Source organism: Stenotrophomonas sp. YJH_SMC_82 (assembly GCF_059368875.1).
Genome location: NZ_JCAFSE010000003.1, coordinates 435,102 through 448,985, shown reverse-complemented (window position 1 = coordinate 448,985; position 13,884 = coordinate 435,102). Strand labels below are relative to the sequence as shown.

Below are 13,884 nucleotides of genomic sequence, written 5' to 3'. Positions count from 1 at the left end.
AATGGATATACGGGTTGCTTCAAAGGATCTGGCGTACCCAGGCGCTAACGCTTGGCCTGTTCCAACAACAGCTTTGCAACGTCCTTCGCGGTGTCTGCGGCGCCGTAATCACCCATCACGCGCGACAGGGTGATGGCGCCTTCCATCAGGATCAGCAGCTGACGGGCCAGGTCCGCCGGCTGCTCCACATCCAGTTGTTCGGTAAGTTCCCGCGTGTAATCGAGCAGCTTCTGCTTGTGATTCCGCGCGATTTCCCGGATCGGATCGGCAGGGTCGCCGACCTCCCCTGCGGTATTGATGAAGGCGCAACCGCGATAGCCCTCGGACTGGAACCAGTTCTTGAGCACGGTGAACATGCCGAGGATGCGTGCTTCCGGGCTGTCCGCCTTCTCGCACTCCTGCCGGAACCAGGCGAGCCAGCGCACGTCGCGCGCCTTCAATGCAGCGGCGGCCACGTCGTCCTTGTTCTCGAAGTGGCGGTAGATGCTCTTCCGCGCCACGCCCGAGGTCTTCACCAGAAGGTCCATGCCGGTGGCGTGGATCCCGTTCTGGTAGATCAGCGCCTCGGCCGTGGCCAGGATCTTCTGTTGGGTGTCGGTGGTGAGCTTGCTCATGGCTGCAAGGTAGAACGTTCGTTCTACCTTGTCAACAGGCGATCGCGAGCGATTGGTGTGCGCACATCCATGCAAGACGATCTATCAAGAAATCCGGACACTTCATCACCCGGACGCCTGATTGCAGGCGCAAAGTACGTCTCACCACCCACCCATGAGAGTTTCCGCATGAACACCTTCGCCCGTACCCTGGCCGTTGCCGCCCTTGCCCTCTCGGTCCAGGCCGGCCTGTCCGCGCAGGCCGCCGAACCAGCCAAGCCGGCTCCGGTCACCGCCATCGCGCGCACTGCCAGCTACATCACCACCGCCGACGGCGTGCAGCTGTACTACAAGGACTGGGGCCCGAAGGACGGCCCGGTCGTGACCTTCAGCCATGGCTGGCCGTTGAATTCGGACAGCTGGGAGTCGCAGATGATCTTCCTGGCCAACCATGGCTACCGCGTCATCGCGCATGACCGTCGCGGCCACGGGCGCTCCAGCCAGCCGTGGGACGGCAACGACATGGATCACTACGCCGATGACCTGGCCACGGTGATCAACACACTGGACCAGCACGATGTGACCCTGGTGGGCTTCTCCACCGGTGGTGGCGAAGTGGCGCGCTACATCGGCCGGCATGGCACCGGCCGGGTCAAGAAGGCCGTGCTGATCAGCTCGGTGCCGCCGTTCATGCTGAAAACCGCCGACAACCCCAACGGCCTGCCGATCGAAGTGTTCGATGGCATCCGCAAGGCACAGATGGATAACCGCGCGCAGCTGTACCGGGACATTCCGTCGGGCCCGTTCTATGGCTTCAACCGCCCCGGTGCGAAGGTGTCGCAGGGGCTGATCGATGCGTGGTGGGCGCAGGGCATGCAGGGCGGCCACAAGAACACCTACGATTCGATCGCCGCGTTCTCGGCCACCGATTTCCGCGCCGACCTGAAGAAGTTCGATGTCCCCACCCTGGTGATCCACGGTGACGACGACCAGATCGTGCCGATCGATATCTCTGGCCGCCAGTCAGCGAAACTGATCAAGGGTGCCAGGCTGATTGTCTACCCGGGTGCGCCGCATGGCCTGACCGACACCCACAAGGACAAGGTCAATCAGGATCTGCTGACGTTCCTGCAGGAAAAGTGAGTGGCCAGGGCTCCGGCGCGGTGCCGGAGCCCTTCTGTTGCCTGGCGCCCACCTTCATGGACGCGCCGCGGTCGGCATCTGGAATGTGAACACGGTGCCGTCGCTCTCACTCGACTGCACGTCCAGTGTGCCGCCGTGGGACTTGGCAATTTCCGATGCAATGTAGATGCCCAGGCCAAGCCCTGGCCTGGGCAGCTCGCCCTGCTCACGCGAAAACGGGCTGAAAATCGTCCCTAGCCGCTCAGGCGCAATGCAGCCGGCGTTATGCACATCCAGCGTGAGGCGATGGGATGCGGCCTGAACCCTCAGCGTGACTGGGGCGGAACGCTCGCCGTGCTGGGCTGCGTTGGTCAGCAGGTTGGCCAGCAGCTGCGACAGCCGGCCGGTGTCGCAGACCACGCCACCTTCGATCCGCATCTGGACGTTGATGTCCTGCCGACCGGTAGCGATCGCCACTTCTTCTGCAACCTGTTCAAGCGCCGCCTGCAAGGTGTGGCTTTCCTGGAGCGAGACCGGAATGCCTCCTCCCAGCCGCCCCCTGGCGAAATCAAGCACATCACCGATGAGGCCATCCATCCGGGTGACGCCGGCGGCGATGTGCGCGAGCATCCGCTGCTGGCGCTCGGATGTTGCCTCACGTTCCAGTGAATCGGCGGCCACGCTGATGGCCTGCAGCGGGCTGCGGAGGTCATGGCCCAGCACCGCGATGAACTGATCGCGCAGATCGGAAACACGCTGTGCCGTTGAAAGGGCTGTCTCTGCCTCCAGCAGCTGATCCTCTTTGTCGAGGTAGTTGCCAACGAGGTCGGCAAGCAGCTCCATGGATCGTTGGACATGCGCCTCATCAAAGTTGCCCGGTGACGAATCAATGGCACACAGGGTGCCGAAGAAACTTCCATCCGGCCGATGGATCGGCACGGAGGCGTAACTCTCCAGCCCATAGATCCTGGGCGTATGGTGTTTGGAATACAGCGGATGTGCACTGGCGTGCGCGAACACCACGGAGGTCGATGACTGCCTGATCTCGTCACAGAGGGTGGTTTCGAGGACCAGCTGCCCGCCCGGAACGAGCCCGAACCCCAAGGTGTCCAGGGTGGCGCAGGCGGTCCACGTGGTTTCTGTCACCCGGGCAATCGCGGTGAATCTTGAGCCTGTGATATGGGCGACGGTTTCAAGGATGCGCGGCACTGCTTCAATACGACCGATCTCAGCGATGTCATTCAGCAGGTGGGGATCGGTCAGTGTGTGCATGTAGTGGCAGTCGGGCGCAGTGGTGCATCATCCCATGAATCCAGCCACGAACACTCAGTCCGCCCCGCCCCGTGCGTTGCGCCGCAGCGATTGCGGGGGCTGGCCGAAGGCGCGCAGGAAGGCACGTCGCATGCGTTCGGTATCACCGAAGCCCGTTTCAGTCGCCACTTCATCCATCGTGTAGCGGCTCTGCTCGATCAACACGCGAGCGGCCTCCACCCGCAGGCCCTCCACTGCCTTGGCGGGGGATTGTCCGGTTTCCTCGCGGAACGCGCGACTGAACTGGCGGGTGCTCAGATGCGCGGCCTGCGCCAGTTCTTCAACCGACAAGGTGGCGCGCAGATTGCGGCGTGCAAAGGTCAGCGCGTTCTGGATGCGATCAGACCGGGCATCCAGCTCGAGCAGCACCGAATGCTGGGACTGCCCGCCTCCGCGCCGATGGTAGATCACCAGCTTCCGGGCCACCGCCCTGCACAGATCCGCACCGAAGTCCTGCTCGATCATGCCAAGCGCCAGGTCCAGCCCCGCGCTCATGCCGGCGGAGGTCCAGATCGGGCCATCGGTGATGAAGATGCGGTCTTCCTCCACCTGCGCGGCGGGAAAGCGCTGCCTGAGCGCACGTGCGTGGAACCAGTGCGTAGTGGCGCGGCGCCCGTCCAGCAACCCCGCTTCGCCGAGAAGGAACGCGCCGGTGCACACCGACGCGGTCCTGCGCGTGCGTGCGGCCGCATGACGGATCGGATCGATCAGCGCGCCGCTGGACGGGGCTGGCTCCAGCAGGCCGGCCACGATCATGGTATCCAGCGGCTGCTGCGCAAGCGGCGCTGTCTGCATGGCCATGCCAAGCGAGCTGGGCACCAGCCCGCCCTGTTCGGACAGCATGTGCAGATCGTAAAGGCGCGCGCCTTCGGTGGCATTGGCCAGTTCGAAGGCGGACGCCGCGGCGATCGCCATGGTCTGGAATCCGGCGGGCAGGACAAATCCAACACTGGGCATGACGGTTTTTCAGGGGTGGCCGTAAACGAGGTATATACGACATTTACGCCACGTACAAGCTGGCCTAGATTTCCCCTGACCCCGGCGACGTTCGCCGGTTCGGACTGACCTCTGTGAACGACCCTACCCATCACGGCACCGCACTCATCACTGGCGCATCGTCCGGCATCGGGGCGATCTATGCCGATCGCCTGGCCCACGCCGGCCATGACCTGATCCTGGTCGCGCGACGCGCCGACCGCCTGCGCCAACTGGCCGAGGCGCTGGCCCGCAGCACCGGCCGCACGGTGGACATCATCGCCGCGGACCTGACCATCCCCGACGGGCGTGCCGAAGTTGAAAAGGTCATTCAAGGCCGAGCGGATATCCAGGTGCTGGTCAACAATGCCGGCATCGGCGCTACGGCGCCCCTGCTGCAGTCGGACATCGGCGAGATGGAGCGCATGATCACGCTCAACGTGAACGCCGCGATGCGCCTGGCCTATGCTGCAGCGCCGGTGTTTGTGGCACGTGGCCGGGGCACGATCATCAACATCGCCTCCATCGTCGCGCTGGCACCGGAGCTGCTCAACGGGGTCTACGCGGGAAGCAAGGCGTTCGTGCTGGCGTTCTCGCAGTCGCTCCACCATGAGCTGGCCGACAAGGGCGTGCGCGTCCAGGTCGTCCTGCCGGGTGCCACCGCGACGGACTTCTGGCACCTTTCCGGCCTGCCGGTGGAGCACCTGCCACAGGGCATCGTGATGAGCGCCGAAGACATGGTGGATGCGTCCCTGGCCGGGCTGGCGCAGGGTGAGCTTGTGACCATTCCCGCGCTTCCGGACATCGCTGAGTGGGACGCCTTCGAGCACGCACGCAAGGCGATGGCACCGGGCCTTTCGCTCGCGCAGCCGGCGCCGCGCTATGTGAGCGGCGCCTGATCGGCGAACGGCTTGCAGCTGCCCGGCGTGGTGGAGTGCGATAGCCGGGGATGACGTCGCTACAGCGCCAGTTCCCTGGCAAGGAACGGCGCCGTCCTGCTGTCCTTGGCGCGGGCCACCTGGCGTGGCGTACCCTTCGCCACGATGGTTCCACCTGCGCCGCCTGCGCCCGGGCCGACGTCAATCACCCAGTCGGCCTGTGCGACAGAACGCATGTCGTGCTCGATCATCACCACGGTGTTTCCCGCGTCCACCAGCCGCTGCAACTGCACCAGCAGCCTGTCTGCGTCCAACGCATGCAGGCCGGTGGTGGGTTCGTCCAGCACATAGAGCGTGCGGCCGCGTTGGCTGCGCTGCAGCTCGGTCGCCAGCTTGATGCGCTGCGCCTCGCCCCCTGAAAGCTCCGTGGCCGGCTGACCGAGCCTGAGATAGCCCAGGCCGATCTCCTGCAGCAGCTGCAGCGGCCGCGCGATGGCTTCCTCACCGGCGAAGAATGCCTGTGCCTGGTCGACCGTCATCTGCAGGACCTCGGCAATGTTGCGGCCGTTCCACAACACCTTCAGCGTGGCCTCGTTGTAGCGGGCGCCATGGCAGGCGGGGCATGGCGCATAGACACTGGGCATGAACAGCAGTTCGACGCTGACGAAACCCTCGCCTTCGCAGGTCTCGCACCGGCCCTTGGCCACGTTGAACGAGAAGCGACCTGCATCGAAGCGGCGGCGTCGCGCGTCGGGGGTCGCGGCGAACAGCTTGCGCACGTGATCGAACAGGCCGGTATAGGTGGCCAGGTTGGAGCGTGGCGTGCGGCCGATCGGTTTCTGGTCCACCTGCACCACGCGCTGGATGGCGTCCACGGCTCCGGCAAGCTGGCCCCGCGTCGCTTCGATCACGGTTGGCCCGTCCTCGGGCGTGCTGTCGGCGCTGTCGTCCACGGGCTCGTGCCCCAGGTGCAGCAGCATCAGCTCGGGCAGCGCCTGCGCCATCAGGCTGGACTTGCCCGATCCGGAAATGCCGGTCACTGCGGTCAGCACTCCCAGCGGCAGCTGCGCGTCCACGCCCTGCAGGTTGTGGCGGTGGATGCCCTTCAGCTCCAGCCAGCGGTCGGCGCTGCGTTCCCGGCTGGCAGGCGCAGGCACCTGGTCGAACAGGTACCGCGCGGTGCGCGAGTCCTCGATGCGGCGCAGGCCGTCGGGCTCGCCACTGTAGAGAACGCGCCCGCCGTGCTCGCCCGCTTGCGGTCCCACGTCCACCAGCCACTGTGCACGTCGCATCAGCTCCAGATCGTGTTCAACGACGAACACCGAGTTGCCGCCATCGCGCAGCCGGTCCAGCGCGTCGTACAGCGCCTGGCTGTCGGCCGGATGCAGGCCGGCCGAGGGCTCATCGAGCACGTACAGCACACCAAACAGCAACGAGCTGAGCTGTGTGGCCAGCCGCAGGCGCTGCAGTTCGCCGGCCGACAGCGTGGGCGTGGCGCGATCCAGCGAGAGATACCCCAGGCCCAGCTCGCGCAGCTGCCGTACCCGCGCCATGACCCCACCCGCCAGTCGCTGCGCGGCCAGGCGTTTTTCCTCCGACAGGGCCGAGGTCAGCCGCACATCGGGCGCGCCTTCGTGGGTCGCACGGCCAGTGGCTGCCCGCTTGGCGCGATCGCGGGGCGTCGCACTCCTGCGGGTGCGTGCGCCGTGGCTGTGTGCACTGAAGTCACCCTGCGCGATGGGCTCGAGCAGCCCGGCCAGTTGATCCAGCGGCAGCCGCATGAACTCGCCGATGTCCACACCGGCGAAGGTGACCGAAAGCGCTTCGGGCTTCAGTCGCTTGCCCTTGCAGGCGGGGCACAGCTTGCCTTCCATGTAGCGCGAGACACGCTTGCGCATCAGCGCGCTCTGGGTGTTGGCGAAGGTGTGCAGCACGTAGCGGCGGGCGCCGGTGTAGGTGCCCATGTAACTGGGCTCCAGCTTGCGCTTGAGTGCGGCACGCGTCTCGGCAGGCGTGAAGCCGGCATAGACGGGCACGGTCGGCGTGTCCTCGGTGAACAGGATCCACTCCCGGTCCTTCTTCGGCAGCTTTTTCCACGGCACGTCGATGTCGTAGCCCAGCGTGACCAGGATGTCGCGCAGGTTCTGGCCATGCCAGGCCGGCGGCCAGGAGGCGATGGCGCGCTCGCGGATGCTCAGCGACGGGTCCGGCACCATCAGCGCTTCGGTCACTTCGTAGACGTGGCCCAACCCATGGCAGGTGCTGCAGGCCCCCTGCGGCGTATTGGGCGAGAAGTCCTCGGCGTACAGCATGGGCTGGTGGGCCGGATACGCGCCTGCACGCGAATACATCATGCGTACCAGGCTGGACAGCGTGGTCACGCTGCCCACCGATGAACGTGCGTTGCTGGCACCGCGCTGCTGCTGCAGGGCCACCGCCGGCGGCAGGCCGTCGATGGCATCCACGTCGGGCACGCCCGCCTGGTCGATCAGGCGGCGCGCATACGGTGCGACGGATTCAAAGTAGCGCCGCTGGGCCTCGGCGAAGACCGTGCCGAACGCCAGCGAGGATTTGCCCGAACCCGATACCCCGGAGAACACCACCAGCGCATTGCGTGGAATGGAGACGTCGACGTTCTTCAGGTTGTGCTCGCGTGCGCCGCGGACCTCGATGCAGCCGCTGGCCGCGGCTGCGCATGACGACTCGCCAAAGGGGGTGTTGGACATCTTCGCGATCCTGCTGCCAATCAGTGGAATACGTGCATGCGCACACGGGCGGTTATTGTCGCTGTTGCAGGGTGAATGGAGTGAGGGGATGTGTGATTGCGTGCAGCGTCGGAACACCAGGTGACCGACGCCAACCGCGCTACGCGGCTGATTGTTAACCTGCATTGGCTGAAGGCTTGACGCCACGTTGCCGCACCCTTGATGCAGCCGCTCACAGTGCGGCTCCTATGCTGGGCCCGCCACTACGGCAGTGGGACCCAACCTGGAGATTCACCATGCAACGCGATCAGAAAGACCTGCCCCACCCGGACCCGGAAGCACAGCGCACCGATCCGGTCAGCCCGCTTCAGGCCAAGCTGCATAACCATCGCAATCATGAAGAGGCGTTGCAGGAGACGTTCCCGGCCAGTGACCCGATCTCGCCCTTCGTCGCAGCCCCGACGCCCGACGAGCAGGCCGCGCGTCTGGGTGAGCGGGTCACACTGCCAGACCGCCGGACGGATGAGGAGGCCGGCGGAGGTGAGCAGTGATCCGGCGCGGCTTTGCGCGCGTCGCGGCGGCCACGGCGCGGTTGTCCGGCAGTCTTGGGGCGTTCGTCGCGGCACTGGGGGTGATCATCGCCTGGGCCGCCAGCGGGCCGGCCTTCCACTTCAATGACACCTGGCAGCTGGTGGTCAACACGGGCACCACCATCGTGACGTTCCTGATGGTATTCCTGATCCAGCATACCCAGAACGCTGACACCGCTGCGCTGCACATCAAGCTGGATGAGCTGATCCGGGTCAGCAAGGACGCCAACCAGGAGCTGCTGAACCTGGAATCGATGGAGCCGGCCCATCTTGAAGAGATACGCCAGCGCTACGAGGCACTGGCGAAGACCGCGGCGGACATCAAGTCCAAGAAGGAGCGCTGCATGCCCTGCGAAGCGGATGCAACCGCCGAAGCCTGAGGTCACCGCTGCGGCGGCGGCCTACAGCGCCGCCGGTGTGAGGCCCTGCCTGGCGGGGCCCTCCAGCAGGGCCCCGGTGGCGGAAAAGCGGCTGCCGTGGCACGGGCAGTCCCATGTGCGTTCATGGCCATTCCATTGGACGACGCACTTGAGGTGCGGGCACAGCGCCGACATTGCGTGCAGCTGGCCATCATCATCGCGGTAGATCGCGGTGCGCTCTCCGCCCACGTCCAGCAGCGCACCGCACCCGCGGCCCAGCTCGCTGGGAGCGCGCGACGACGCGGTTCCAAGGCGATCGCCCACCATGTGCCGCGCAACCGTGGCGTTGGTGCGGGCCCAGCCTGCAGCCGAGCGCAGCGGAGTAAAGCGCATGGGGCTGAGCAGCTGCTCGATCTCGCTGGTCGTTCCCGTGATTCCCTCCGTGATCGCGCGCGCGGCCACGCCCGCCCAGGTCAATCCGTCCGGCCCATAGCCGGTAGCGACCCATACATTGTCGTGCGCGCTGCTGCCGATGTAGGGCAGCTGATCCGCGGCCCGGAACTGCTGCGCGGACCAGCACAGCGGCTCGCCCTGCACGCTGAAGTTGCGACGCGCGTCGGCGACCAGATGCTGGGCCGGATCCATCGCCGGGGTTTCGCCAGTGCGATGTGTCTCCCCGACCAGCACCAGCCAGTCGCGGCCATCAGCGCCATGCACCCCGCGCAGCGAGCGGTGCCGGTCGGCGATCCAGTGAATGCCTGCCGCTGGCGGATTGGCCACCGGTACCGCTACGCCGTATTCGCGGTACACCTCCATCTCGGCCTGCACCAGGTTGAATCCTGCTGGCGAGTGGGTGGCCAGCACAAAGTGCCTGGCATGGATGCGGGCACCAGGGGCCGTCGCCACTCCGGCTGAAGCCTCGATGCGGGTGATCCGGGTCCAGTCGTGGATGCGCACGCGGCCCACCAGATGACGGGCCAGTTCCCTGCAGAACGCCGCCGGATGCAACTGCGCCTGGCCGGGAACGCGGAAAGCGTGGGCCAAGGTGAACGGCAGCCCGGATTGGCGGTGCTCGCAATGCAGGCCAACGCGTTGGTAGGCCTGCAGCTCGCGTTCGAACTGCGCCGTGGCCTCGCGCGAACGCTCCTGCACGCCGTACTGCATGGCCACGCGCTCGAAGCCACAGTGCAGATCGTAGCGGTGGACCAGTGTTTCGATGGAACGCAGCGCGTGTTGCCGCCACTGCACGACACGACGTGCCGTGTCACCGCCCCAACGCGCGATCAGGTCTGCCATCCGGGACACGGGAGCGTAAAGATTGCCGGTTGACATCACCGTGTTGCGCCCGCCGATGGGGCCGGCATCCACCACCACCACATCCAGGCCGCTGTCGGCCAAGCGGGCGGCGGTCAACAGGCCGGTCATGCCTGCACCGACCACCAGCACGTCCGCGCGCGTGGTCCCGGCGAGCGGGCGGAAGCCGTGCGGATCGGAATCAGCTGACCATAAGCTGGCGCGCGGGGACGGGTCGGCCATGAAAAGGATCCTTGCAGGTTCACCGGAGAGCCTTCCCTGATACGCCCTGCCGGGTGAAACGACGGTGGCGTGCCCGTGCAGGAAATGCTCACGTGCGTGGCACTGCCGCGGTGAGGATCAAGACGGGGTGAGTGCCGCATCGACACGATGCCAGCGTCGCCTGTGCGAACCGCGACCCTCTGCTTGCAGCGTGATTGCTAACGTGGCTGCATGGAGGGCCAGGCAGTGAGCACGCACCTGGAAATCGACCTGATGATCGCGCAACTGGAGGAAATGCTGCCCACCTGGGCGGCGTTCTATCCCGAGCCGCAGTTCATCCGCATGCTCGCCGAGGCGCTGGACTACATCGCTGCCAGTGCTGACCCGGATGCCCGCCTGTACTGCGTGATGCGCACCGGGCACCTCGATTTGTGCAGCGGCGAGATCCCCTGGGCGGCGCGGTATGGAGACCGCTAGGCCGATCGATCACGCCGCGACGGCATAGGGTTCCACCAACCTGGCCAGGACATCCATCGCCGTCTCGGTTGGCGCATCGTCACCGGTCCGCTGGGCGAACCCTGACCAGTCTGCGCGGGCAAGACTCTTCAACTGCTCGGGTTGCGTCGGCAGCCAGCGCATCGGCCAGAACGGGAGACGCCGGTTGCCTACCCTGCCGCGCTGCAGTTCGATCAGTCCCGTGTGGCTTGTAGCACCGAGTACCCGCGAGTACGCCACATTCAAGCCATCTTCGGGTCCTTCCATGTACTGCAGGAAACGGGCGCCATCGAACAGCAGTACGCCGGTAACGCCGGCATTCCGGTTGAAGCGGGAGGCATCATCGACCAGGTCGTCCAGCTTCCCGCTGCGCAGGCCCAAAGGATCACCCGCAACGGCCGGGCCCGCTTCACTTATGTATGCGACTGCCCTGATCGGCATTGGCTGCTCCTGTAGCGAATCCCCCCAGATTCCGTATCGCAAGCATAGGCCAACCGCGCCGACGATATGTTCCGGCCCTGTGTATTCTGCGAATCAGTTGGGTTCGGGCTGACAGACGGTACGCAGCACGGGCCTGGCCTACGGGTCTGCCCGGGCCCATCGGGCGAGATTCTGCTTCACTTCCGCGATGCCGGCCCAAGGGTCCTTGCGGCGACGTCTGAGCTTTGCGGGCACGTCCTTGATCGTGAAGGCGTCGGCGCGCTTGAGTTTCGCCAGATCACCCCAGGCGATCGGCAGTGCCACCGGTGCGCCCGGCCGGGCGCGCAACGAATAGGACGCGACCGCCGTTGCACCGCGCCCATTGCGCAGATAGTCGACGAAGATCCGCTTGTTGCGCAGGCTCTTGGTGGCGGTTGCCAGGAACCGCTGCGGTTCGGACTGTGCCAATGCATCGGCGAAACCCTTCGCAAAACGCTTGGTCAGGTCCCAATCGCACCCTGGGTTGAGCGGCACGACCACGTGCAGGCCCTTGCCGCCGGAGACTCGCAGGAACGATTCCAGCTCCAGCTGCGCCAGCAGTTTCCGGATGTCGGTTGCCGCTTTCTTGACTTCGGCAAAGGGCACATCCGGTCCGGGATCCAGATCGAACACCACCCGGTCGGCCCTGTCGGGCGCCTCGGCGTGGCTGCCCCAAGGGTGGAACTCCAACGCGTTGAACTGCACCAGTTCCAGCAGGCTGGCTGCGTCCCGCACCACCAGGTAATGGGCGTTGATGCCGCTTTCCTCCTTCAGCCTTACCGAATCGACCAGCGCCAGCCCGGCCGTATGGTGTTTCTGGAAGAAGCAGGGCTTTGCGGTGCCACTGGGGCAGCGGATGATCGACAGCGGACGATCCACCACCTCGGGCAGGAGGTGCTCCATCACTGCTGCGTAGTAATCCCACACGTCCTGCTTGGTGTAGCCGTCGCCGGGAAACAGGATCTTGCCTGGGGACGACAGCACGGGGGGCGCGCGATCCGTTGCCGGCGCCCTTTCCACCCGGCGCCCACGCCGCGCGGGCGCTTGCGACCGCGCAGCGGCCGGGGCCGCTCCGGCGCGATCGGAATCGGCGAGGTCGGCGATATCCTTGTCCGCCCGCACCGCCTTCAGCGACGCCTGGCGCAACAGTTGCTGCCCACCGATTCCGCGGTAGAAGACCTCCACCACGAAACGCGGTTCGAACCAGGTCGCAGCGCGCAGATCGGTGTCTTGCGTGGGCACGTACGCGGTTGGCTTGCGGCTGCCGCCGCCCTTGATGCGCTTGCTGATGTCGCCAATCAGTTCATCCGAGAACCCGGACCCGACGCGCCCTGCGTAGAGCCAGCCATGCGTTGCGTCTGGCCGGGCCAGCAGCAGCGAACCAAAGCCGGTGCGGCTGCCTTTGGGTGCGGTGTAGCCCACCACCGCGAACTCGTCGCTGGCCAGCTGCTTCGTCTTGCGCCAGTCCTCGCTGCGGCCGCTGTGGTAGCTGCGATCGGCGCGCTTGGAGATGATGCCCTCGAAGTGCTGCTCACCGGCCAAGCGGTAGGCCTCCTCACCATCTCCCTGCACATGCGAACTGAAGGCCAATGGGCTGCCCTGCCCCTCCAGCACCGATTGCAGCAAGGCCTTGCGCTCAAGCAGGGGCGCATCGGCCACATCCACGCCATCAAGATGCAGCAGATCGAACAGCGCATACGTCAGGACGCCTTGCTTCTCGCCGGAAAGCGTGGCCTGCAGCAGGTTGAAGTCTTCCTTGGTGCCGGCGCCGGCGATCAGCTCGCCGTCCAGTGCCGCCGAAGTCAGGCCCAGGGCCGCGATCGCATCACGTATTTCGGGAAGTTTGGCGGTCCATTCCAGCGCGTTCCGTGACCACAGCTGCACGCTGCCCTCAGCCACCGTAGCAAGGATGCGGTACCCGTCCCATTTGATCTCATGCACCCACTGCCCGCCCTGGGGCGGCGCTTCGCCCAGCTTGGCCAACTGCGGCTCAAACGGCCCGGACGGCGCTGCCGCCCTTTTCGCCTTGCTGAGCGCCAGGGCCTTCTTCGCCCAGTTCTTTCGCCGGGCGCGTCTGGCAGGTACCGCCGTCAGCCGCTTCTTCGCGGCCTTGCCAGCGCCGGCACGCTTCAGATCCTCCGGTGGCGCTTCAGCGACGTCCCCCAGCAGATCGTCTGCCTCGATATCGCTGGCAAATCCGTCGTCGTCCTTGAACAGCAGCCACTGTGGCTGGCGCGCGGGCTTTCCCGACCGGACCAGATGCCAGCCGCCTTTCAACTTGGTACCGAACAGCTCGAAGCGCAGATGGCCCTTGGCGAGCTGGGCTTCCGGATCGCCCTGCGTGGCCCATACACCGTGGTCAAACTGGGCGACATGGCCGCCGCCGTACTGGCCCTTGGGAATATCACCCTCGAACGCCGCGTAGTCCACCGGGTGGTCTTCCACTTCCACCGCCATGCGCTTGACCTTCGGGTCGTAACTGGGGCCTTTGGGCACCGCCCAGCTCTTCAGCGCATCGCCAACCTGCAGGCGGAAGTCATAGTGCCTGCGGCTGGCATGATGCAGCTGCACCACGAAAATGGCGCGCTGGCCTTTCGGCAGCGCCTTGCCCGGCTCGGGCTCCTTGGTCTGGTCAAAACGACGCTTGCGGCGATACTCGACCAGGGACATGGCCAGCTCCGCGCTATTTGCCCAGGTGCTTCCGGACAGCAACCGCCGTGGGCCCGACTGCCGCGACGGCCGCGCGAAGTTCGTCGGCGGACACGCCCAGCGTCGTGGTCCAGTACCGCAGTTCGTAATCCTCATTGACGTTGATGCGGTCCCGGTCCGGGCTGCCGGCGTTGTTCTTGTCATCGCTCATGGGAGTCTCCAGCGTGATCGGG

13 protein-coding genes are annotated in these 13,884 nt (G+C 65.9%); 5 read left to right on the top strand and 8 right to left on the bottom strand.

Annotated elements, in window-relative coordinates:
• Nucleotides 1-44 precede the first annotated feature (44 nt).
• Nucleotides 45-614, bottom strand: a complete 570-nt coding sequence (locus tag AC5P53_RS14790; RefSeq protein ID WP_126412208.1) for a TetR/AcrR family transcriptional regulator — start codon at nt 612-614, stop codon at nt 45-47.
• Nucleotides 615-782: 168 nt separating this feature from the next.
• On the opposite strand from AC5P53_RS14790, the gene AC5P53_RS14785 reads away from it, so the two are divergent.
• Nucleotides 783-1,736, top strand: coding sequence for an alpha/beta fold hydrolase (locus AC5P53_RS14785; protein ID WP_495227432.1), 954 nt, complete (start codon nt 783-785; stop codon nt 1,734-1,736).
• Between the two features lie 54 nt (nt 1,737-1,790).
• Here the strand turns inward: AC5P53_RS14785 and AC5P53_RS14780 are convergent, their stop codons facing one another.
• Both AC5P53_RS14780 and AC5P53_RS14775 read right to left on the bottom strand, forming a co-directional pair.
• A complete protein-coding gene (locus AC5P53_RS14780) occupies nt 1,791-2,987 on the bottom strand; it encodes a GAF domain-containing sensor histidine kinase (protein WP_134808863.1) in 1,197 nt (398 codons plus the stop codon).
• A gap of 54 nt (nt 2,988-3,041) precedes the next feature.
• Nucleotides 3,042-3,941, bottom strand: coding sequence for a GlxA family transcriptional regulator (locus AC5P53_RS14775; protein ID WP_229653766.1), 900 nt, complete (start codon nt 3,939-3,941; stop codon nt 3,042-3,044).
• 155 nt (nt 3,942-4,096) lie between these two features.
• Here AC5P53_RS14775 and AC5P53_RS14770 point away from each other — a divergent pair, with 155 nt between their 5' ends.
• Nucleotides 4,097-4,900 (top strand): SDR family NAD(P)-dependent oxidoreductase, encoded by an 804-nt coding sequence (locus AC5P53_RS14770; protein WP_197604594.1) that lies wholly within the window; start codon nt 4,097-4,099, stop codon nt 4,898-4,900.
• Nucleotides 4,901-4,959: 59 nt separating this feature from the next.
• Here the strand turns inward: AC5P53_RS14770 and AC5P53_RS14765 are convergent, their stop codons facing one another.
• Nucleotides 4,960-7,605 carry an excinuclease ABC subunit UvrA gene (locus tag AC5P53_RS14765; protein WP_495227431.1) on the bottom strand — a complete coding sequence of 882 codons (2,646 nt, stop codon included), beginning with the start codon at nt 7,603-7,605 and terminating at the stop codon, nt 4,960-4,962.
• Between the two features lie 275 nt (nt 7,606-7,880).
• Here AC5P53_RS14765 and AC5P53_RS14760 point away from each other — a divergent pair, with 275 nt between their 5' ends.
• Together AC5P53_RS14760 and AC5P53_RS14755 are read left to right on the top strand one after the other, a co-directional pair.
• Nucleotides 7,881-8,135 carry a hypothetical protein gene (locus AC5P53_RS14760; RefSeq protein ID WP_495227430.1) on the top strand — a complete coding sequence of 85 codons (255 nt, stop codon included), beginning with the start codon at nt 7,881-7,883 and terminating at the stop codon, nt 8,133-8,135.
• Complete coding sequence (locus AC5P53_RS14755) at nt 8,132-8,554, top strand: low affinity iron permease family protein (protein ID WP_014647164.1); 423 nt, start codon at nt 8,132-8,134, stop codon at nt 8,552-8,554. Before AC5P53_RS14760 ends, AC5P53_RS14755 begins: the two co-directional genes overlap by 4 nt.
• A gap of 21 nt (nt 8,555-8,575) precedes the next feature.
• Here the strand turns inward: AC5P53_RS14755 and AC5P53_RS14750 are convergent, their stop codons facing one another.
• Nucleotides 8,576-10,069: an FAD-dependent oxidoreductase gene (locus tag AC5P53_RS14750; RefSeq protein ID WP_495227429.1), complete on the bottom strand. Its 1,494-nt coding sequence runs from the start codon at nt 10,067-10,069 to the stop codon at nt 8,576-8,578.
• Nucleotides 10,070-10,294: 225 nt separating this feature from the next.
• Here AC5P53_RS14750 and AC5P53_RS14745 point away from each other — a divergent pair, with 225 nt between their 5' ends.
• Nucleotides 10,295-10,525 (top strand): hypothetical protein, encoded by a 231-nt coding sequence (locus AC5P53_RS14745; protein ID WP_241886836.1) that lies wholly within the window; start codon nt 10,295-10,297, stop codon nt 10,523-10,525.
• A 9-nt stretch (nt 10,526-10,534) separates the two neighbouring features.
• Here the strand turns inward: AC5P53_RS14745 and AC5P53_RS14740 are convergent, their stop codons facing one another.
• From AC5P53_RS14740 to AC5P53_RS14730, 3 genes are all read right to left on the bottom strand, one after another.
• The gene (locus tag AC5P53_RS14740; RefSeq protein ID WP_126412216.1) at nt 10,535-10,984 is read right to left on the bottom strand and encodes a BLUF domain-containing protein; all 450 of its coding nucleotides are present in this window, start codon (nt 10,982-10,984) and stop codon (nt 10,535-10,537) included.
• 138 nt (nt 10,985-11,122) lie between these two features.
• Nucleotides 11,123-13,672 carry a DNA ligase D gene (ligD, locus tag AC5P53_RS14735; RefSeq protein ID WP_241886837.1) on the bottom strand — a complete coding sequence of 850 codons (2,550 nt, stop codon included), beginning with the start codon at nt 13,670-13,672 and terminating at the stop codon, nt 11,123-11,125.
• 13 nt (nt 13,673-13,685) lie between these two features.
• Complete coding sequence (locus AC5P53_RS14730; RefSeq protein WP_014647169.1) at nt 13,686-13,862, bottom strand: DUF3606 domain-containing protein; 177 nt, start codon at nt 13,860-13,862, stop codon at nt 13,686-13,688.
• Nucleotides 13,863-13,884 lie beyond the last annotated feature (22 nt).